The sequence below is a fragment of the [Clostridium] aerotolerans DSM 5434 genome (genome assembly GCF_000687555.1).
GTDB lineage: Bacteria > Bacillota > Clostridia > Lachnospirales > Lachnospiraceae > Lacrimispora > Lacrimispora aerotolerans.
Map to the genome: position 1 here is coordinate 353,127 of NZ_JHWJ01000003.1, position 22,371 is coordinate 375,497.

Sequence of the window (22,371 nt, forward strand, 5' to 3'; positions counted from 1 at the left end):
ATGGGCCAGGTCCCTTAAAAAAAGCTCACGGACCATATGGCCTGTGAGCTTTTCACTCTTTTTGTTTATGCTTCTGCCTTCCATAAGCCATGGAGGTTACAGTACTCGTAGGCCGCAATGACTTCATCGCCTTCTGTAAGCATGAATTCGGCAACTGGTTTTTCTCCTGGACTCAACAGTTTTCTCTGATTTCCCTGTTTTGTCTCCAGGGCAATCCAGCCGATAAAGTGTTCCGGAAGCATAGGGTGTTCTACAGATCCTACTGTAACAGTTACGTGTTCCCCGTTGACCTCAATGACAGGGACATGTTTCTCAGTAGCTGCATCCGTGGTGTTGGCAACCAGCTCCTTCATCTCATCGTTACAGCAGGTAATGGTACCGCCCTTTTCCTCAACGACCGCAACAATATTTCCGCAATGATTACACTTTAAAAACTTCATGTGAATAACCTCCCTTATGTATGTTTTCTAAAAGAAATTACAAAGAAAAGTATACCACATTCAGGTTGGTTTTACAAGATATTCCACCGGGAAAAACATTGCAATTTAAGCTTTTTTCATTTCTATTTATACATACTGAGTCTTATTCTCACAGGCTTCAAACTTAAGAATTTCATTGCCGCACCTGAGTGTTCCAGTGCCTTTATCATAGGACGGCTTCTTTGTGATACAGTCATTTAAAAACGCTTCCAGACTGCCATAGTTCTCCTGGCTTTCACAAATACAGATATAGGCTGCATCCCTGCTGGCTGCCCTGTATTCACAGTCCGTAAGCTCATCCTGGTATGGCTTTAATTCATGGCTGCACCAGATACCAATGTATCCGGTTCCGGCTTCTCCAGCCAGCCAGCCTTCCTTCATCACCTGTTTTAAGAACCGGCTCTGAGGCCAGTAAAGATGAGTAAAAGGAATGGGGTGGCTTTCTGGTATACGGTAAATGGAATACAGTACATTCTTCACCTGACGGATTGCGGGCATGATTCCATTGCCAAACCAATACCCCGGCCTTACGGAGCTTGCCTCGCAGCTTCCACCAGGATGATTTACGAATATGACAGCGGCTGGATCAAGGGCAGCATACCACATATGCTGCTGGTAGCCAAAGACTCCAGGCTGAAACTCCGTGGTTCCATGGAAGCATTCATTTAAGGATTTTACATAGGCAAAGCTTCCTGCATCTACGCCATCCCTTCCATAAATATTTTCCCATTTTCTTTTCATTCCTTCCCTTGGGGACTGGACTGAAGTCATCATGTAATGGTCATTTTTCTCGATGCATATGCTGGCATTGCTTTCATCATAGGAGAGAGAAAGAGGTTTCTTCATGAGAGCCTTAAGCTCTTCTTTGATCTTGTACTTGCTTGTGGCAAGAAAGATGATCCATTCGCTGAACCAGTCAGGCGCTTCGGGGTCAATTAAATTCACCAGGCTTTGGATATCCTGGGCATAAGGGTAAAGTGCTTCTCTGTATACACGTCCCATGGGTGCGATGGAAACCCCTTGAAAGGTCTGGAGAGACAGGTCATGAAGGAGACGGTCTGTTGTTTTTACTGCCATCTGTGAAAGCTCTTCATCCCCAAAATCCACCACATTTAGAAGTGCAGCAAAGGTGATAGGCGTATATCCGCCGCTGTGGAATTCATCAAACCCTTCTGAAAGGGTTTCTTTTAGCCAGTCATGGATTCTGGTTCTTGCCTTTTCTTTCATTTCCCTTCCTGTCTTACCGGAGCGGGGAAATACATCCTCCGGATAGCATTCTCCTGCAATATAAGCGCTGACAAAGAACATGAGGGAATGATTTTCACTCCAGAAGCACATTCCGTCATTGCCTGTCTCATCCATCCAATAGCGGTAATTTAACATCACCTCTTTGCAGCGGGCAGCCAGAGCCTCATCCATTGGGTAAAGCTTCATGAAACGAACCATAGCACAGGAGAGAAAATCAGAACAATCTCTTCTGCTTGCAATCTGATCTAATGACTTATAAATCTCCTTTTCATCAATTTCATGAATTGCCCCTGTATAGCGGCGGGCAAGGACCGGATACATGGAAAAGTTATCCCCATCTCCTCTTGGAATCTGTAGAACGGAAGCGATTCTCTCATAAACTCTCTCTTTATTTCTCTCCGGGTTCGTTTCACCGCTCCACACCGGTCCCAAAAGCTCCTGGCGCTCAAAGCGCCTTGTAAGAGTCTGTCCGCAGGTACTTACTTCCACAGAGAAATAGGGGTTATGGGCGTCCAGAATCTCTTCTCCCTGTCCCGATATATCCTTTTTTACATATCTGCTGCCATAAAGAGAAAAGTCCACCGGTCTTTTATCATAAACAATGGTGGTGCTCTCTGGTGCCTTATTAGGAAACGCTAAGACTCCTTTCGTTACACGGATTCCTGACAGCCATTGGCCGGCATCGACCGCTTCCTCTGCTGCGTCCATGCCAGGAAGCTTTACTTTAATATGACTCCGCTCTTCTCCAGGAATCTGAATGGCAAATAAGGTTCTGGTATCCCTGACCCCAAGATTTTGGAGCCTCACAAACACCAGGTTATCCCCCTTCTTTAAACGAAACTTCAAAACCGCTCTGTTGATCGGCTTATAAACCGGAGTCTCAATTCCCCCGCTGTGCTCTCCATTTACCCATACATCAACGGCTCCATAGCTCCACAGCCATGCCTCTGCCTCAAGCTCCTCTTCCACATGGAGTATGACTGCTCCGTGAAGCTCGATCTTTTTAAGCAGGGGGTAAAATAATGATTTATCTACAAACCAGTTTCCGTAGGTATAATAGTATTCCCAGGGCATGGAAAGGGAGCTTTGCACTCCTAACCGGATTTCTCCTTCCGGCATGATGGGGCTGTGATCCACAGCCTCTTTGCGCATGATCTTTTCACAGGCCAGCTGGTCCTTTCCGGTAACCGGACTGGAATAAGGAGTTTCCTTTCTTCCGCTTACCAGATAATTGGTGATATAGCCGTATTCATTTAATGTTAATTCCATCTATAGAGTCCCTCTCTTCCTTCTATTCATTATCCCTTGACAGCCCCCGCCGTGATTCCTCCCATAAACTGTCTGCTTGCAAAGAGATAGACCAGCACGATTGGTACAATGGCTATGGAGGAGCCTGCAAACAGGATGTTCCACGCGGCTGCACCGTCTCCTGCATTTTGAAGAGCCACGACACCTACGGTCAGGGGACGAAGCTTTTCGTTGGTCATGGTGAAAATAAGAGGCAGGATATACTCATTCCAGCCGCCGCGGAAGGACAAAAGTGCCACACTTGCAAGAGCCGGTTTTAAAACAGGCAGAATGACTCTGGCGTATATTCCAAAGAAACTGCAGCCATCCATTTTAGCTGCCTCATCAAGCTCTTTTGGTACACTGTTCATAAAGCCGTGTATGAGAAATACATAGGTGGCCTGACCGCTTCCTGCTGAAATCAGAATTATGGAAATCAGAGTTTTGTTCATATGAAGCTTTACTGCCAGCTCAAACAGAGGACGAAGTGCTGCACTGCCTACATTGATAAACATAAACATGACCATGGCATTGTAAATCAGGCTTTTTAACCGGAATTGTTTTCTGGAAAACACATACCCGGCCATACTGCTGACCATAAGAGAAACTGCCATGACTCCAAAGCTGATTATTAGGCTGTTGACCGTGTATCTGGAGAAATTGGCCATCTCCCAGGCCTGAGTGTAGTTATCCAGGATGAATTTTTCAGGAAGAAGCTTAAGACCACCGCTTACCAGCTCACTGTTTAATTTAAAGGAGCCAAAGCCTATGTAGACCACCGGATAAACAGTCAGAGCTGCTAACAGGAGAAGGAGCAGAAAAATGACTCCATTGACTGCCTTTGTTTTTTTCGATTCTACAGAATGACCCGTTCGTTCTTTTGCCATTGTTTCTCTCCCTTCTAGGATATATCATCCATTTTTTTACTGAACCTTAGATAAATAATCGTTACAATACCCACGATTAGAGCGGATATGATGCTGAGTACAGAGCCATATCCAATCTGAAGCTGGGCTGCTGCGCGGGAGGTACCAAATACCATTTGAAAAATATAGGAGAACATAACGTGGGTGCGGTTATTTGGCCCTCCGGCAGTCAGTACAAGAATGGATTCATAATCCTTAAAGGCGGTTGTTATAGCAAGCATGATAACTACCTTAAGCACGGGACCAAGCATGGGAAGGGTGATTTTAAAGAAGGTCTGAACTCCGGTAGCTCCATCGATCTGGGCGCTTTCATACACATCAGAAGGTATGCCTGTAAGCCCGGAAATAAGAAGTATCATATAATTTCCAAAGGCTCCCCATACGGCGACAATAACGACTGCTATCATGGCAGTCTTGCTGCTTCCCAGCCAGTCGATGGGCGCCTGTATGAGTCCTGCTCCCTGAAGAAAGCTGTTAAGCACCCCGTTATAAGTTGCAAAGATAAAATACCAGATCAGGCTGTATACTGCTGAGCTTATGACGGTGGGAAGAAAATAGATTCCCTGAAAAAGCTGACTGCCAAACCGCTTTCTCTGTAAGAGCACTGCTGTCACCAGGGAAAGGGGTAGAACAAACAGCAGCTTTAAAAACGCATATTCAAAGGTGTGAAGAACACTTTTCCAGTATATAGCATCTGTGGTCATACGTTTGAAATTTGCAAGTCCCACGAAGTATGCTTTAAATCCGTTGTAATCATAAAACACATATCGAATCAGCCATGCAAACGGATAGATTGACATTACCACAATAAAAAATATAGTTGGAAAAAGCATGAGCCACATGGGGATGTCTCCATTGTTCCATTTCCTTCTGATCTGCTGTCCCATGGATTTTTTTTCGTTCATTCTTATCACTCCTTACTTTTTGCCCTGACCGGAATAAAAAGGCTGCTGCAGGACAGCAAATCTGTTTGCAGCAGCCAATATGCCAGTCTTATTGTTCCAGATACTCTACGGTACCTGCACTTGAATGAAGGGGATCATAATCTTTAATGACGAGACGTTTTGTTTTTCCCATCTTAACCTCTTTATCCAGTGCGTCATTATATGTTTTATTCAGCGTTTCGATGGTCTCATCAATGGAGCCGCCTTCTGGAAGACATGCGTTCCATAAGGCATCGCGGTAATTCTCTCCCTCTGGGGTTACAGAAGGCGGTACCGGAAGCACGGCTTCGTAATCTGCACCTGCAAAGTCTGCCATTCTGCCAATCTTTGTCTTGTCAATCTTACCTTCCATGTACTTGGAGATAGGAAGTGCATAACCACCTTCAAAATATCCCTTTAACACTTTTTCAGAACCAAAGTACTCAATGACTTCCCATGCTTCTTTTGCATGAGTGGTAGAGCCGCTCATCATGTAGCCTGTGTTGGGACTGCACGCTTCGCTTCCTTTGATTTCACCGTCAAGCGTTGGCAGTGGAGCTACTCCCCATTCAATCTTAGCCGGGAACTGCTCGGTAAGTACTGTGGCTTCCTGGGAGGCATTGGCATGAATGCCTGCGTGGCCCTCGGAAAACTGCACGCGGACCGGATCGATCTTCATGGAAGCAGAACCAGGAAATACGCTGTTGTCTGCAAACAGCTGGCGAACCATTTCCAGATATGGTTTATAGCCAGTAAAATCAAATTTTCCCTCTTTGTAGTTATAGGGGGTAATGCCGCTCATCTCAGCAGAATGCTCCAGCCAACGCTCAAAGGGACCGCTTGCGCCCGGGAAAATGATTCCGTAATAATCTCCTTTTCCAGCTTCTGTGATTGCCTTGGCTACCGCTGGAATGTCACTGATTTTTTTCGGCACTTCAAGACCCAGCTTATCAAAGATCTCTTTGTTGTATACAATTCTGGAACCACTTCTCTTTCCGCATGGCGCCCAATAGATCTTATCTCCTTGTACGTTATAGCCTTCATACTTGTGTTCATCCACTTCATTGACTTTTTTAAATTCATCTGTCATGTAATCATTTAAAGGCTGTATGATTCCGCTTTCTGCAAAATCCTTAAAACTCTCTGCCTCTACCTGAGAGAAAATATCCGGCGACTGTCCGGAATTGGCAGCCATGGTAAGAAGATTTACATAGTTCTCGGTCTGAACCACGTAATCAATCTGGATGTGGTCATTGGTCTTGTTGAATTCATCAACCACCTTATTCATATACTCCAGGTCGTGACGGTTGTTGGTCCATACTGTGATCGTTACCTTTTCTCCAGAAGCAGCTTCCTTTTTCGTCTCCCCGCCAGACTCACTTTTTTGTGATTCCGGGTTTGATGCTTTGCTCTCAGTACCACCACCAGAGGAACAGCCGGTAAGCGCCGAAACTGCCATCATTCCAGCAAGGCCCAGGGCCGCAAGTTTTTTTATTTTTCTCATAATTCTCCTCCTTTTAATTCGTCATTTCTTATAAAATCTAAACGATTTGATATCATCATAATAATGTATTTTGCTTTATAAGAACACCACATTTTTTACTATTTATATCACATTTTTTACGATATCATCAGAAAGCATTGGGCTGTATTGCTTTTGATTGTGCACAATGCTATAATCATGTTTACTTTCAACTAAATGCTAAAAGGAGACGATATGAACCCATTTTCAACCATCACGCTTCTTATTGTTGACGATGAAGCTGAGATACGTTCCGGCCTGCGTTCCATCCTTTCATGGGAAGACTATGGTGTTTCAGTGATCGGCACTGCCGCAAGCGGGGCCGAGGCTCTCGATAAAATCCGCTATTACGAGCCAGATATTCTCATCACTGACATCCAGATGCCTGGAATGAGCGGCCTTGAGCTGGTTCGCAGGGCAAAGAAGGAGCAATTTGATTGCTCTTTTGTGATTTTAAGCGGGTATGATGAATTTGAATATGCCAAATCTGCCATTAAATACGGGGTCAGGGAGTACTTATTAAAACCAATCTCCATAAAGGAACTGACGGAAATTATCCTCACTCTGAAAGAGGATATTTTAAGTAAAAGAGATATCCACAGTGACAGGCTTTCTACCCTCCATAAGTTAAGAACTGCTCAGATTTCTATCCAAAAAAACAATCTCATCCCCCAGCTTTTAAGAGGGGATTTAACAGCTCCTGAGCTTTTAGAAGTCATACAGGATTATTCCCTTCCCATACGGGATAAGGAGTGCTGCATCGTCTACATACAGGCATTTTCTTTACATTTAAGCGGGGAGGAATTTCCGGAGGTCAGTCTTTGTATTGGAAAGCTGAAGCACTCCCTGGAAGAGTGTCTCGCTGGCACTTCCATACTGATTAACGAGTATCCGCCTAACGGTCTTTTGCTGCTTGTAAATCTACCTTTTACCGCACCAGATGGCAGTAGCTTAAAAGAAACAATAAAAGCCCATATAAGCATGAGAGCGGAAAGGGAAGAACACATCCAGATTGCTGCTGCAATCGGAACGCCTGTCCCATCCCTGTTAAGCATCCTCGTCTCTTTTAAGGATGCAAGACAGGCCATCACCTGGCATATCTATCCCCAGGCAGGCTCTGTGCTGGAATCCCAGGAGCTTTCCATGGACCAGCCTCCCATTATCATGCCTGGAAATGAGATTTTAGAAGCCATATTAAAAGATAATCCAGAAGAAATCAAAGTTCATTTTAATGAGTATCTGGATCAGCTTTTAACAACAAAAACACCACCCCCTTCCTATCTTTACAGCATGTGCAATTATCTGATCATTACCTTACAGAGTCAGCTTTCTAAATATTTAGACGGCACTCCAAAAAGCTACACTGGCAATTCCTTTGCAACTCTGCAGAGCTTAAATTCCCTGGAGGAAATCCGGGCTTTTATGTGCCGGATCCTTGGTGGGTTTGCAGAGGAATTATCCGTAAGCCGGGCGGTAAAAAGTGACCCTCTCATTGAAAAGGCCATGGATTATATTAATAAGAATCTTTTAAAAAGTCCGAGAACAGAAGATGTCTGTTCCTACCTTGGATTAAGTAAAAGCTATTTCAGTACATATTTTAAAAATAAGACCCAGTTAAATTTCAGGGATTATACCCTGGATTTAAAGATCAACTATGCACAAGAGCAGCTTAAATTCTCTGAGCACACCCCCAGCCAGATTTCCATGCTTCTAGGCTATGAAGATTATCGGTCGTTCAGCCGGGCGTTTAAAACCAGAACCGGCCTAAGCCCTACGGATTACCAAAAGCAGTACACCGCAGAAGAAAGGAGCCGCCAATGATCAAACGGTTTGCCAATCTAAAGGTCCGTTACCAGCTGCTGATCGTAATGCTACTTATTACCTCTGCGGCTCTCTTTCTCATTGGGCAGCTTTCCTATTCCTATTTTTACAGGAGAAATGCCAATGAGCTGATGAAAAAGGCGGAAAGCTCGGTCCACATGGCAGGGGCTTCCCTCTCCTCTCAGCTTACTTCTCTTTCCACCGCTACCAACCATCTTTTAGTAAACCCTCCCTTTCCCAGAATGATATGGGATATCAATAACCGGAATTTCACCGGATATGCAAAGTATTTTTCCGGGGCCGTGGCACTTACTGAGCCATTTTTACAAAATCACGACTTAATCAGCAATGTGATTATCTGCGGAGAGGATAATATCGTATTCAGCCCCTCGTCTCTTGGTATCGCCGACTCCTTCTCCCAGCTTTTTCCAGAGGATATCTGGGCGTCAAAAAAGATAACTGTGCTGCCGACCCGTCAGAACTTTACGTTCCGCCAGGGCGGGATCATCCCGGTTTGTTATCCGGTTTCCTCCAATATAAACTCAAACAGCCTCATCTATCAGGACAAGCCTGGAAACCGGAAAGCCCGCTTTATCCTGATGATTGATACCACACAGATCCGCTCCTATTTTGAACGGATGTCAAACCGTTATACCTACTGCATGTATCTTGCAGATGAAGACGGCAATCCTCTCGATATCCGAGCGGATCAATATCCGGATGCTTTTTTACCGGAAGTAAAGGACTGGGTAAAAGCGGAAACATCTTCCTCAAACGGGAGTATAGGTCTTTCAAAAGACCAGCTTCTGATCACAAAGGAAGCCGTTTCCTTTTGCGGCTTGAATGTGGTACATCTGACTAAAAAGTCTGCTCTAGTGGGGGATACCAGGGAGCTTCGATCCTTTTTTATACTTGTATGGCTTGCCTGCTTTCTGGCGGCTGCTCTTCTCTCCTTTGCCCTTTCCAACCTTCTCACCAGAAATATCAAGGTCCTTGGAAAAATCATAGGACGTATTAACGATGGGGCGTACCATAATAAAACGGAATTTACCCATACCGATGAAATCAGTCTTTTAGGGATACAGCTTAACAAAATGTATGATACCATACAGCTTCAGCTGGAACAGATTAAGGAAGAGGAACAAAAAAAGGCCCAGGCAGAGATACAGATGCTATCAGAACAAATCAATCCTCATTTTCTTTACAACACGTTAGAATGCATTCATTTTCAAGTATTAAACGGACACCAACTGACAGCCGGGGAAATGTTAGAAAGTCTGGGGCGGTATCTGCGCACCACCTTAAACGTTGGAAAGACCTTTGTGACCGTGGAAAAGGAAGTGGAGCATGTGACCCTGTATATGGAAATCATGAACCGCCATTCCTCTTCCGGCATACAATTTCATACGGAAATCCATCCTTCCCTGAAAACAGGGATGATCATGAAGGTGCTGCTGCAGCCTCTTGCAGAAAATTGCATCAAGCATGGCTTTGAAGGTTTTGTTCGCGGCCTTGAGCCGGTTCCTCCTCAGATTACCATTACCATAACTCCTGCCGGAGATAGCCGGATGAGGATCGAGGTGTCCGATAACGGAAAAGGCATAGACATAAAAAGGGCTTCCGCCCTGATGAGAGCGGAAACCCCTGAATCAAAAGACCATTTCGGCCTTCACAATATTTACAAAAGACTCCATACCTGTTATGGAGAAGAGGCAGAACTGTCATTTACCAGCATTCCATACCTAAAGAACAGCATTATCATTGAAATACCGGATCATCCGGTCTGAATCTTAAGAGAGGAATTTTCCCTTAGGAAAGCGTCCATTTCTGGCTTTGGGTCTGAAGGTCTACCATATGCCGGTATATTCCGTTGCTTTCATAAAGCTCCCTGGGACTTCCCTGCTCTGCTACCAGTCCATCCTTTAACACGACGATTCGGTCGGCCTTTGCAACGGTTCTCATACGATGGGCAATGATGAGAACCGTCTTATTACGGACAAGATTGGAGATGGCCCCCTGTACCATGGACTCATTCTCCACATCAAGAGAGGCTGTGGCCTCATCGAGGAGAATAATCGGGGCATCCTTTAGAAGAGCTCTTGCAATGGACAGCCGCTGCCTCTCTCCACCAGAGAGAACGGAGCCATTTTCCCCGATTTTTGTATGGTAACCATTGGGAAGGCGGTTTATAAAGTCACTGCACCTGGCGGCTTCGGCGGCCGCCATGACCTCCTGGTCGGTGGCATTTTTTCTTCCGATGCGGATATTTTCCAGAATGGTACTATTAAAGAGAACCACATCCTGAAATACCACAGAAAAATTCTTTAAAAGGCTTTCCGGGTCTATGGTGCTTACGTCAGCGCCTCCAATGGTAATTCTTCCCCGATCCAGATCCCAGAACCTGGCCGCCAGTCTGGCTGCCGTACTCTTCCCTCCGCCTGAGGGTCCCACCAAGGCTGTTACCTGGCCCTGAGCCGCCCGAAAGGATACATCTCTAAGAACTGGTTCTCCCTTATGATAGGAAAATCCCACATGGTCAAAGGTAATATCATAGCCTTTATAATCGGCATCTTCTACCCCTGTCTGTACCTTCTGTTCTTCAATCTCTTTCATTCTCTCCACCCGAAGCATGGTGGAAAATACCGCTGACAGATTACTAAGACAGCCAATGAGCGGTCCGTAGATCCGGGTAGCAGCAATCATAAAGATTAAGAAAGGCATAAAGCCAATCTGCTTTTGAGCCAATAAAATGCTGCCGCATAGAACGGTGGTTGCCATTCCAATCTTTAATACCATTTGGGATGAGGTGACCAGTATTCCGTTGATCACTTCCATTTTCATGGTCTGTGATTCTGCTTCAACAAGCTTTAGACTTAACCGTTTTAAATAATCCTCTCTCTGGTTGTTGGCTTTGATATCCTGTATCGTCTCAATGCATTCCTGTATTCCGTCAGAAGCCACAAGAAGCATCCCTCTCTGCTTTCGCTCCATCCGGTCAATCAAAGGCCTGATTCCTGCGGAGAGCAAAAAAGCAGCTGGCACCACCCAAAGCATGGAAAGCCCCATTCTCCAGTCCAAAATCAAAAGACTGATTCCAATCAGAATTGTGGAGGCAAACGCTCCAAGAAGCTCCGGGATGAAATGGGAAAATGCTTTCTCCATCCAGGCACAATCCCCCATGATGGTTGTAGTTAAATCTGAGAGATCCCGTTTTCCAAAAAAGGAAAGAGGAATCTTTCTAAGCTTTTCTGCAAGTCCGATTCTCATGTTGGCACTTTCCTCGTAGGAGGCAAGAAAGGTGGCATTGTACTGGTTGTATTCAAACAAAAAGATGAGAATGAGAAATAAAATGCTAAGTCCTGCATATCCTAGAAGCCCCACCCCATGTCCAGCCGTTCTAAGTACAGGGCTTAAAAGCTGATCCAGCAACAGGACAAAGAGTGACATGGGCAGAATAAAGCCTATGTTTGTGAGAGTACAGGCAATGACTGCCTTTGTCAGGTCTTTTCCTCCCTGTTCGCTGAGAGCAAAGAGTTTCTGTAAATATTTACTCACGATGTTCACCTACCTTCCAAGAAACCGATGTCTGATAATCTTCCCACATCGTTGCGTACAGTCCTCTTTTATGTAGCAATTCCTCATGGGTTCCGGCTTCCTCAATTTCCCCATGATTCATTACCAGAATCTGATCTGCCTTGCAGACCGTTGACAAGCGGTGGGCAATCATAAGAACCGTCTTTCCCTTTACCAGAGTCTCAAATGCCTTTTGAATCTCATATTCATTATCCGGGTCCGCAAAGGCCGTGGCCTCATCAAGAACAATAATAGGAGCATCCTTTAAAACGGCTCTGGCCAGAGCTATTCTCTGACATTCTCCTCCAGACAGATAAGTCCCTTTGCTTCCCACCAGAGTGTTAAGTCCCTGGGGAAACTTCTTTATGATATCCTCGCACCTGGCCGCCTTGACTGCCCGTTCTACCTCTTCTCTGGAAGCATCTGGTCTTGCAGCCTGTATATTTCTTAAGAGTGTATCTTTAAACAAATGGCTGTCCTGAAATACAAAGCTTATATTTTTCATCAGCTTCTCGGTCCCCATTTCCCGTACATCTCTTCCACCTACCAGAATCTTTCCACTATCCACATCATAAAAGCGGGATAAAAGGCTGGCTACCGTTGATTTTCCGCCTCCTGACGGCCCAACAAGAGCAACGGTATGCCCTTCTGGTATCTGGAAGGAAACACCTTTGACTGCCGGCATATTATCCTTGCCATAGGAGAAGGTGACATCCTTAAATTCTACCAATGCACTGGCAGGAGCTTTTGGATGTTCAGGCTCCGTTAATGGCTTCTCATCAATAATGTTCATCACTCTGCGAAGAGCTTCTTTTGCCTGCATGGTATTTTCACTGGTCCACATGATCTTATCCATCATGGTGACACAGACCGGGGTGAATAAAATATAGAATATCAAATCCATAAGCACGGTTAAATCGGAGGCTCCAGTCGCTTTTTTTGAGACAAGAAGAAGTCCTGCCGGAATCAAAAAAGCAAATATACCGTTAATGCTCATGGTATAGGCACACATGGGAATCCGCATGGATAAGGTATATTTTACTGACCAGTCCCGGTATCGCAATATGGATTCGTGGAAATTCTTAAAGGAAAATATGCTCTGCTGAAAGGTCTTTACCACGGGTATTCCTCTTACATACTCCACAGCTTCATTGTTCATGTCTTCCAGGGCATTTTGATACTGCTTCATGGATTCTACCGAACCAGGTCCCATCATGCGTGTTAAAAAACAGAGTCCGATTGCTACAGGCAAAAGGCTGATGAGCCCAAATCTCCAATCAAAAGAAAAGAGAAGAAAAAGAACGGCTGCCGGAGTAACGATTGCTCCTGCCAGATCGGGAAGCTGGTGCGCCAGATACGTTTCTGTCTGCCCCGCTCCATCATCAATGATTCTTCTGATCTTACCGCTTCCCAGGCTTTTAATATAGCCGACCGGAAGCGTGGATAAATGATTCATAGCAACTGTTTTCATATTTCTTGCTGTACGGAATGCAGATAAATGGGTGCACATCAATGCCATAAAATAAAGCAGCATACTAGAAAGGGAGGCCCCTACAGCCAGCCACCCATACCGTACCAGATCTCCGGTCTGGTTCACATTGGGCCACTCTGTCACAGCCCCTTTTACCGCCAGCCACATGTATATATAAGGCAAAAGCCCCACAATGGTACTGATACCTGACAGGACACAACCAAGCCAGGTGAGATACTTGTAGTTTCCTGCAAAGGTCATAAGGGTGACCTTTTCTGTGTCAGGAAGCTTTGTCATGATTAAACTTTTATCTTTCATTTTTCCCCTTTCGGACAATCTGTTATGTTCTTTCGTAGTTAGTATAAACTAATCGTCCATGATAATAATATGGGGCATCAAAGCCCCATAATTTTCTTCCAGCCAGCGTGCTGGAACTGAATCAGCGCAGAGGCATAGGAAAGCGCCTTTTCCCTGGGAACGTCATGTGATACAAACTCCAGAAGCTGGAGAAAAAAGGAACGTGATATGATGTGGATTAAGGTACTGTCAATATCCATCACCTCATGTCCCAGTGATTTCATCACTTTGATAAACTCCCAGCTTGAGGCTTCCTCAATTTCTGCCAGCTGGTCCAGATAGCTGTCACACCACCCGGTACTGCTTTTTAAGAACAGAAGCTTAAATATGTCAAATCGATCATAGACGTAATTGACAATGGCAGGCGCTGATTCGTCTGAAATATCATCTAACGCATTTGCCTGTAATTCGGGAGGCAGCTTGGCAAACTCTTTATGTGCCTGTAGGTACATCTCCAAAAGCCCATCAGCTGCTTCCCCGGTTAATTCATCAAACAACGCTTCCTTACTGGGAAAATACCCGTATATGGCTCCTGTCGTCACAGAAGCCTCTTTCGCGATTCTTCGAAGGGAAGCTCCCTCATACCCGTATTTCATAAACTCCTGCATTCCCGCATCCAACAGTTCCTGGCGGGTATTGTTTTTCTGAGCGCTCATAACCTCTCCTTTTTCCATTTATAACACCGTTATATAACAGTGTTATAATAGAACAAAAAAAGCAGGACGTCAATACGTCCTGCCAATAAAATTTCTCATTAATTGCGTTTTAACCTATATTATACCTGACCGCCTTCTACTACCAGATTTTCCGGATCAATTTCATCTCCGTAAACTGGCTTTAAGGTCTCTTCAAAGTCTTTATGGAAGAACTGCTCGTTTCCAAGAGTCTTGATTTCTTCATTGATCCACTCTAACAGCTCTGTGTTGCCTTTCTGAACAGCAGCTGCAATGGTATCTGTATTACCAATGGATTCAATTCCAACGGTGAAGCCTTTATTTTGAAGTGCCCATGCAAGAACCTCGGTGTTATCAGTAGAGAACGCATCTCCTCTTCCATCTGCAAGTGCATCGTATGCCTCCTGATACTCGTCAAACTTTAACAGCTTGATTTCAGGATGGTTCTGAGAGAAATAAGTTTCTGCAGTAGTTCCTTTTACAACGATCAGAGTCTTATCCTTTAAATCTGCTGGATCCTTGATGAGTTTGTCATCAGGAGAAACGACTCCAAGAGCTACCTTCATATATGGAAGAGCAAAATCCACCTGCTCTTTTCTTTCATCTGTTACTGTAAAGTTAGCAAGAATTACATCGACTTTAGCAGATTTTAAGTATTCCACACGGCTTGCTGCCTCAACGTATACGAATTCTACTTTATCCTCACTGCCAAGAAGGTCCTTTGCAAGACGTTTTCCAAAATACACATCATAGCCCTGGATCTTACCATTGGCATCTACATAGCCAAATGGATTCTTATCGCTGAATACACCAATTTTAATGGTTCCTGATTCCTTGATCTCAGAAAGGGTTCTTGCCTTTGCTGATGGGCTCTGAGCTCCGCCTGTACTGTCTTTAGCTGGAGCGCTGCAGCCAGCTAAAAGCCCTGCTGCCATAGTAATACCTAATAATGCACCTAATAATTTCTTTTTCATAATGATTTCCTCCTTTTATATTTATATCGCTTCATAATGAAACGTATTTAAAAACTGTTTGGCTCGCTCTGTCTGGGGAGAAGCAAAGAATTCCTCGGGTTTCCCCTCTTCCACTACCAGCCCCTGGTCCATAAACAGAACCCGGTCTGACACTGCTTTGGCAAATTCCATCTCATGGGTAACGATGACCATGGTCATTCCGTCCTTTGCCAGCTCTAATACTACCTGTAACACCTCTCTTACCATCTCCGGGTCGAGAGCTGCTGTAATCTCATCAAGGAGCAGAATCTCCGGATGCATGATCAGCGCTCTTACAATAGCAACTCTCTGCTTCTGACCGCCGGATAGCTGTCTTGGGTATGCATCTTTTTTATCCAAAAGCCCGACTCTCGCTAAAAGCTGTTCGGCCTCTTTGATCAATTCCTGTTTCTCTCTTTTTTGAACCTTTGAGGGTGCTAAGAGAATGTTGCCTAAAATAGTGAGATGAGGAAACAAATCATAGCTTTGAAAAACCATTCCTATTTTCTGACGAATGGAATATGCATCCTTTCTGTCACTTTCAATTACCTCATCCTTAAACCGGATGGTACCGGAATCAATGGGCTCCAGCATGTTAAGACATCGTAAAAAGGTACTCTTTCCGCATCCGGAAGGGCCTACAACGACTACTACTTCTCCTTTTTCCAAAGAAAAAGAGATATCTTTTAAAACCGGCTGCCCGTTCTCATATGATTTTTTCAGATGCTCCGTTGTTAATATTACTTCCTGCTTCATATTTATCAATCCTTTAATTTTTTGTCTAGCATTGCTGCTGCTCTGGAAAATGGGAAACAGATTGCAAAATACATGATAAAAATAACCCCGTAGACCCAAAGAGCTGCATCAGGAACCGTATACCTGGATGCGTCGATGATCTGTTTTCCAACCTTTACTACCTCGATGACTCCGATGAGCACCACCAAAGACGTGGTTTTTATCATTCTCGTTAAGAGGTTCATCACCGATGGAAGAAGTCTCCGCACGGTCTGTGGGATAATGATATACCGGTAAACCTGGAGCTTTGTCATGCCCAGGCCAAAGCCGCTTTGATACTGATGAACGGGAATGGACTGGAGAGCACTTCTTACCAGATCGCCCATCTCTGCCGTACCCCAGAAGGTAAATACAATGACAGCGGCCCAGGAGCCGGGAAGGTTTATATTCCAGTGCTTTGCAGCGCCAAAGTAGACCAGGAACAAAAGAACCAGCTGAGGCATGATTCTCACAACCTCCAGATAGAGCCTGCAAACAAACCGTATTGGTTTTTTCGGGCTGGTCATTACGATTCCAAGAAGCATTCCAAGAACAATGGAAAGTGCCATGGAGATTACGGCAATCCGCAGAGACTCCCATAGCCCTCCGCAGAGTCTTAAAAAGTTATTTCCCTGGAACAGCACTTGAATTCCCAAATTCTGCATAACGGACCCTCCTTTCTACCCAGGAACAGAGTAAGGATATTGGCAGAAGAATGATCAGATAAGCAGTTACCAGCATAAACAAGGCTTCATCTGTTTTGTAATAGATACCAATCAAGTCCTTTGCCACAAACATCAGATCCGCAAGAGCTACGGCACTGAATACTGAGGTTTCCTTAATCAGGAAAATAATGTTGGCGCAAAATACAGGTACTGAGGTCGCAATGGCCTGTGGCAGAATGATATGTTTAAATACCTGCCCTTTGGTAAGCCCAAGGCTTAAGCCTGACTCTGATTGAATCTTCGGCACCTGCTCGATTCCTGTACGGAACGCTTCCGCCATATAGCTTCCTCCCAAAAAGGCCAGACCAGTGATAGCACACCCTTCTGAGCTTAATACGATTCCAAGCTTTGGAAGCCCGAAGTATAAAAAGAATAACTGGATAAGAAGCGGTGTATTTCTGGATATTTCTATGTAAGCATTTACGAAAAGACCCAGCACCGGTATCTTAAATACTTTCACAAGGCTGCACAAAAGCCCGATCACAGTTGAAAGCAGAATCCCAAGAAAGGAGATTCGGAGTGTAATTCCTGCCGCTTCCACGTATAACGGTGCATTGGCACGAATGAATTCAAAATCCATGATGTTCGTTTCCTTTCTTTAATCTCTGATTCATAAAATCCTTCCTCCCTGATTGCTATTCATAAAAAGGAAGCAGGTACACGACATACCTGCTTCCTTCCATCTATTTTCTCTTTAACAAGATAAAATTGAGGATTTCAGATATCGATGCGCACACAAAAAAGCTGTATCTCTTCTTAAGAAATATCTACAGCAACAGCAACACTTCATCGGTTGATTCTTGTTCTGTTTGCAGCTCATCTTCATATCCTAATCTCCTTATTCATACTATATATATATGTTTACTATACTGTGACCTCTTGTATTTGTCAATATTTTTTTATGAATTAAATTTTACCAGGAAATGAGGAACAAAAATTTACTTTATTAAATCCTTACTTTAAATAGAAAATTTTAGAACTAAATTCCCGTTCCTCTTCCTATTAAAATCTCCCTGTAAACAATGGCTGCTTACAGAGAGATTATGCTATCGATATCGGTCTTATTATGAATTTTCAATGCGGAATTCTTCAATTAATTCCTTAAGCTGCTGCATCTGGTTTAACAAATCCCCGCTGGTTGCAGCACTCTCTTCTGCTGTAGCTGAGTTTGCCTGGGTAACCATGGATATTCGCTGCATTCCTTCTTCAAGCTCTGTGACACGGTTGGACTGATTTTCTAAGGATTCAGAGATTTTAGCTACCAGTGTATTGATACTTCCAGTCTGCTCCACTATAGTCTTAAATACGCCTGCTGTCTGTTCCGTATTCAGTTTTCCCTGTGCCACAGATTCTATGGTGCTGTGGATCAAGTCAGTCGTCTGCTTTGCCGCATCTGCACTCTTTGATGCAAGCTGACGGACCTCATCTGCCACAACAGAAAAGCCTTTTCCGGCGTCTCCTGCACGAGCTGCCTCTACCGCTGCATTTAATGCCAGAATGTTGGTCTGGAATGCAATATCATCAATAATCTTAACGATGCTTTGAATTCGTTTGGAGAACTCATCAATATTAGCCATGGACTGTAACAGCCGTTCCATCTCCTCATTGCCTCTTTGAGTCTCTAACAGTGCGGATTCCGTAGCCTCCTTCATTAATGAGGAGTGCTGGGCATTATCCTTAATATAGCTGGATACCATCTCTAAGGAATTGGTAAGTGCTTCTGTAGTCGCTGCCTGCTCTGCAGAATTTTCTGCAAGATTTCTTCCTGTTAATGCCACCTGCTCGGAGCTGCACCGTACCTGATCGGAGGACTCAGCAATGTGATAAAGAGTGCTGTTAAGGGAATGAAGTATCTGCTCCAGCGCATGTTCAATAGGAACAAAATCACCCTTATACTGGACTTCACTCTTGACGGTTAAATTCTTTGATGCCACTCCATTTAACACTGCTGAAATATCTGATATATAAGTGCGCAGTCCGCAGATGGTATTCTGAAGTGCCAGTAGAAGCCGGGCGCTCTCATCATTTCCGCTTGTCTCAGGTACCTCCAAAAGTAAGTCTCCCTCCGCCAGCTTCTCAATTCGGCGTGTTGCCAGCACAATAGGCTCTGTAATCTTCCGGGCGAAAATACTGGTAATAAATATAGCAAGTAAAATAAGGGCAATTCCTGTTAAGGCGCACATTGCAATGGTAAACCGTACTGCTCCCTCGATCTGAGTCACCGGCAAGGTAACTGCAACATTCCAGCCTTCCGGGCCGCTTAATGGGGTGAAGCCTACCAAACGACGAGCCCCTTTATAAAAGCTGAATCCCGTCCCTGTTTTTCCTTCCATCATCTGCTTAAATATCTTTGAAGTAGGGATATAAGAGGAGTCTTTCTTTGCAAGCTCAATATAATCCTTGGGGTTAGTTACATCATCGGGGTTTGGATGAACGACGGTGACTCCATTGCGGTCAATTACAAAGGCGTATCCACTTTCACCCACTTTAATCTTTGTCAAGCTATCCATAATGGTCTGGTATGGCAATGCTCCGTATAAAACCTTCCCCGTATTACCAATAGGCGCTCCGATATAAAGAACAAGCTTGTTCTCTGAATTTACAAATGGATTAGAGATATAGGCTACCCCGTTCGCTGCCTGTTTAAAGAATTCCTGGTCTGCGATCTGGTCTCCCTTATCATTGGTTCCCTTGGAATCTGCAATGGTTATGTAGTCAAAGCCCGCTGCTGCTGCCTCTTCACTCAGAAGAAGCTTCTGATCGGAGACAGATGTCTTCCCATCGGTCAGAAACCCTTTGGAAGCAGTGATACTTAGTTCACTGCGGTAAATATTCAGCACAGAATCAATCCCCTGTTGATACGCTGCTGCAAGATATGAGGAATTCTTTTTTGCTTCTTTCATGGAACTATTATAATAAAGAAAAGAAGAAATGGTAGTCAGAAATATGACGGTAAAACCTAATAATAATGAAATAAAAAGTAATAGCTTGTTTTTTAAATACTTCACGATTCTATGCCTCCTTGGTGTAACCGAAAAGCCTCCTTCATTTTTAACACCTTCATATTTCTGGCGGAATGATCTATGACGGGCTGATATCTTTCTGCCATAGCTCATCCGGATCAATAAATTTATTCACGGTATCAAAAACTATCGTACTATGTTTTTCGACTTGTTTTTTGCATAGTATACCATAAATGGCAAAATTCGGCAACCGAACTCTTATGTATTTCAGAGACAATTTACACATATTCAAAGCAAAATGAATGGAAAAGTCTTATAAACACAGGAAAACGCCTGGTCTGACTCCTTCTGACCGGCGTTTTCTTGATATTTTTATTCAATTACTCTGTTTATTTTTTGTGTTTCATCTATTTAATAGAGAACAAATTTGCTCACTTCATTATTAAGAACCTGAGCCTGGGCTGCTAGCTCCTCGCTGGATGCAGAGCTTTCTTCTGCAGTTGCTGCATTGGTCTGGACAACAGCAGACACCTGGGAAAGTCCCTGATTAATCTGACTGATGGAGACGGCCTGTTCCGAAGAGGCTTTGTCAATCTCCTGAATCACTTCTACCATCATCTGCGATTTTAATGCTACATCCTGAAGAGTCTCTGAGGTCTCAGCAGCCGTTTTCTCGCCTTCCGCTACAGTAACGGAAGAAAGTCCGATCAGCTCCGAGGTCTGCTTAGCTGCCTCTGCTGATTTAGCAGCAAGATTTCTGACTTCATCGGCAACCACTGCAAATCCCTTACCGGCCTCGCCTGCTCTGGCAGCCTCTACCGCAGCATTTAGAGCAAGTATATTTGTCTGGAAAGCAATGTCCTCAATTACCTTAGTAATACTTGATATTTTCTCAGAAGCCTGACTGATTTCATCCATGGCTGCGTTAAGTCTTTCCATATGATGATTGCTTTCTGCCAGGCCTTCTCCTGCCTGACGAACATAATCGGAAGCCTTTCTTACATTCTCTGCATTCTGTTCTGCCTGCATGGAAATGCTGATAATAGAAGCACTCAGCTCCTCTACGGTAGCCGCCTGTTCCGTAGACCCGGAAGCAAGGGCCTGGGCTGCAGAAGAAACCTGTTCTGCTCCAGTATTCACCTGATCAGCCGTAATTTTTATGGCTGTCAGAGTTTGATTTAAGGAATGAGATATCTGTAACAACGCTTCTTTAATCGGCTGGAACTCTCCTGCGTAATCCTGTTCCAGATTTATTTTGATATCTCCTCTTGCCATAGTTTCAAGAACAGAGGTGATTTCCCTGATATATCCAATGTAGCGGTTTAACTGAACCACCGTACGGTTTAAAGCATTGGCAAGCTGTCCCGTCTCATCCTGGGATTTGACATCTGCTGATATGTCAAGCCTTCCATCTGCAATCTGATTCGCGGTGTTGGTCAGTGCCTTTAATGGTGCAACAATTCCTTTGGATACAAGGAAGATCATTCCCACTACCAGGAATACTGCAATCAGGAATATAACAGTCATTGCAGCGGCAATCTTATTATACTCACTGTAAAATTCATTTAAAGGAAGTCCTGTTGCTACCATCCAGCCGGTATCACCAATCTTACTTACATATCCGTGTACCTCTACTCCATGGGAAGAATACTGAATTTTTCCTTCTAAAGAAGTTAAAAGTGCCTGCTTAATGCCATCGGACATATCCTGTTCGCTGACCTTTTTATTAATCATCTCCTCCTTGGGATGATAGATGATCTGTCCGTCTGCGGCAGTAACTATGTAAAATCCGGTATCTCCAAGCTGATAAGAACCGATGGTCTTTTTAAGTCCATCCAAGGAAAAATCAATGCCTACCGCTCCTACGATCTGACCGCCATTTCCTGAATACACAGGGGAAATGATACTTACGATCTGGGCCTTTGTGGTAAAATCCTCGTAGGGTTCCGTCATTACTGTTTTCTGTTCTTTTAACAATGTCTGGTACCAGGGCCGCTCTGATATCTGATAATCTGCATCGGATACAAACCCATTGGATTGTGCAAGCTGGCTGCTGTCAAAGTCAGAAATCCAGATGCTAAGAATGTTTTCCTGATCTGTATCACTATTGTTTTTCAATGACTGGATTACATCTGCAAAATCCTGACTATCCTGGATTTTTGTACCTGGCTTTAAGTCTGTAAATAATTTTTGTATCTGCACACTTTTAGAGAGCTGATCGGCACTGTTTTTATACCGGTCGAAAAACTTCTCCATCTCAATGGAAGCTGTCTCTGATTTTGCCTCCAGCTTCTCCTCTGTCAGCTGATCCACATTCACCCGCACCAGATTCAGTAAAATAAGCCCCACGATACAGTAGGATAAGACGACTGGAACTCCTATAAAAATAAGTATTTTAGCCAGTAAACTTTTTAGGCCAGCTGCTTTGGCCTTGGCACCAGAAGAACTGCTTTCTTCATTACTTTTCCCTTTTTTCTTACGTTCAGACATGACTTTTTCTCCTCTTAGTTATTTGCCTACTCAGGAAACGTAGTATTGTATTTCCTCTTCCTCCTGTTGAAATGCTTCTTGATTCCTGCTAACAGAAATGTTAATATTGTTTACCTGTTTGACGTGACGCAGTATACTTGATACTG

At 44.1% G+C, this 22,371-nt stretch carries 16 protein-coding genes; 2 read left to right on the forward strand and 14 right to left on the reverse strand.

Annotated features, from left to right (window positions below):
* Positions 1-65 precede the first annotated feature (65 nt).
* The 5 genes from T546_RS0106675 to T546_RS0106695 form a co-directional block, all read right to left on the reverse strand.
* Positions 66-440: a desulfoferrodoxin family protein gene (locus tag T546_RS0106675; RefSeq protein ID WP_026890952.1), complete on the reverse strand. Its 375-nt coding sequence runs from the start codon at positions 438-440 to the stop codon at positions 66-68.
* 126 nt (positions 441-566) lie between these two features.
* On the reverse strand, positions 567-2,996 hold the full coding sequence (locus T546_RS0106680; protein WP_026890953.1) for a hypothetical protein: 2,430 nt from the start codon (positions 2,994-2,996) through the stop codon (positions 567-569).
* 29 nt (positions 2,997-3,025) lie between these two features.
* Entirely contained in the window at positions 3,026-3,901 is an 876-nt protein-coding gene (locus tag T546_RS0106685) for a carbohydrate ABC transporter permease (RefSeq protein WP_026890954.1), read from the reverse strand.
* A gap of 14 nt (positions 3,902-3,915) precedes the next feature.
* Positions 3,916-4,845: a carbohydrate ABC transporter permease gene (locus T546_RS0106690; protein WP_034598071.1), complete on the reverse strand. Its 930-nt coding sequence runs from the start codon at positions 4,843-4,845 to the stop codon at positions 3,916-3,918.
* 88 nt (positions 4,846-4,933) lie between these two features.
* Entirely contained in the window at positions 4,934-6,367 is a 1,434-nt protein-coding gene (locus tag T546_RS0106695; protein WP_034598073.1) for an ABC transporter substrate-binding protein, read from the reverse strand.
* A 213-nt stretch (positions 6,368-6,580) separates the two neighbouring features.
* Between T546_RS0106695 and T546_RS0106700 the strand changes: the two genes are divergently transcribed.
* Positions 6,581-8,206 (forward strand): response regulator transcription factor, encoded by a 1,626-nt coding sequence (locus tag T546_RS0106700; RefSeq protein ID WP_026890957.1) that lies wholly within the window; start codon positions 6,581-6,583, stop codon positions 8,204-8,206.
* Positions 8,203-9,993 (forward strand): sensor histidine kinase, encoded by a 1,791-nt coding sequence (locus T546_RS0106705; RefSeq protein WP_026890958.1) that lies wholly within the window; start codon positions 8,203-8,205, stop codon positions 9,991-9,993. Before T546_RS0106700 ends, T546_RS0106705 begins: the two co-directional genes overlap by 4 nt.
* Positions 9,994-10,015: 22 nt before the next feature.
* Here T546_RS0106705 and T546_RS0106710 read toward each other — a convergent pair whose 3' ends face one another.
* The 9 genes from T546_RS0106710 to T546_RS22960 form a co-directional block, all read right to left on the reverse strand.
* Positions 10,016-11,761, reverse strand: a complete 1,746-nt coding sequence (locus T546_RS0106710; RefSeq protein ID WP_026890959.1) for an ABC transporter ATP-binding protein — start codon at positions 11,759-11,761, stop codon at positions 10,016-10,018.
* Complete coding sequence (locus tag T546_RS0106715) at positions 11,754-13,547, reverse strand: ABC transporter ATP-binding protein (protein WP_026890960.1); 1,794 nt, start codon at positions 13,545-13,547, stop codon at positions 11,754-11,756. The genes T546_RS0106710 and T546_RS0106715 overlap by 8 nt, the downstream gene beginning before the upstream one ends.
* Before the next feature lie 98 nt (positions 13,548-13,645).
* On the reverse strand, positions 13,646-14,263 hold the full coding sequence (locus tag T546_RS0106720; protein ID WP_026890961.1) for a TetR/AcrR family transcriptional regulator: 618 nt from the start codon (positions 14,261-14,263) through the stop codon (positions 13,646-13,648).
* A gap of 119 nt (positions 14,264-14,382) precedes the next feature.
* A complete protein-coding gene (locus tag T546_RS0106725) occupies positions 14,383-15,255 on the reverse strand; it encodes a cysteine ABC transporter substrate-binding protein (RefSeq protein ID WP_026890962.1) in 873 nt (290 codons plus the stop codon).
* 21 nt (positions 15,256-15,276) lie between these two features.
* Positions 15,277-16,029 carry an amino acid ABC transporter ATP-binding protein gene (locus tag T546_RS0106730; protein ID WP_026890963.1) on the reverse strand — a complete coding sequence of 251 codons (753 nt, stop codon included), beginning with the start codon at positions 16,027-16,029 and terminating at the stop codon, positions 15,277-15,279.
* Between the two features lie 5 nt (positions 16,030-16,034).
* Positions 16,035-16,712 carry an amino acid ABC transporter permease gene (locus T546_RS0106735; protein ID WP_026890964.1) on the reverse strand — a complete coding sequence of 226 codons (678 nt, stop codon included), beginning with the start codon at positions 16,710-16,712 and terminating at the stop codon, positions 16,035-16,037.
* Positions 16,672-17,352 carry an amino acid ABC transporter permease gene (locus T546_RS0106740; protein WP_026890965.1) on the reverse strand — a complete coding sequence of 227 codons (681 nt, stop codon included), beginning with the start codon at positions 17,350-17,352 and terminating at the stop codon, positions 16,672-16,674. The genes T546_RS0106735 and T546_RS0106740 overlap by 41 nt, the downstream gene beginning before the upstream one ends.
* 484 nt (positions 17,353-17,836) lie before the next feature.
* Entirely contained in the window at positions 17,837-19,780 is a 1,944-nt protein-coding gene (locus T546_RS0106745; RefSeq protein ID WP_026890966.1) for a methyl-accepting chemotaxis protein, read from the reverse strand.
* A gap of 366 nt (positions 19,781-20,146) precedes the next feature.
* Positions 20,147-22,225, reverse strand: coding sequence for a methyl-accepting chemotaxis protein (locus T546_RS22960; protein ID WP_084326192.1), 2,079 nt, complete (start codon positions 22,223-22,225; stop codon positions 20,147-20,149).
* Positions 22,226-22,371 lie beyond the last annotated feature (146 nt).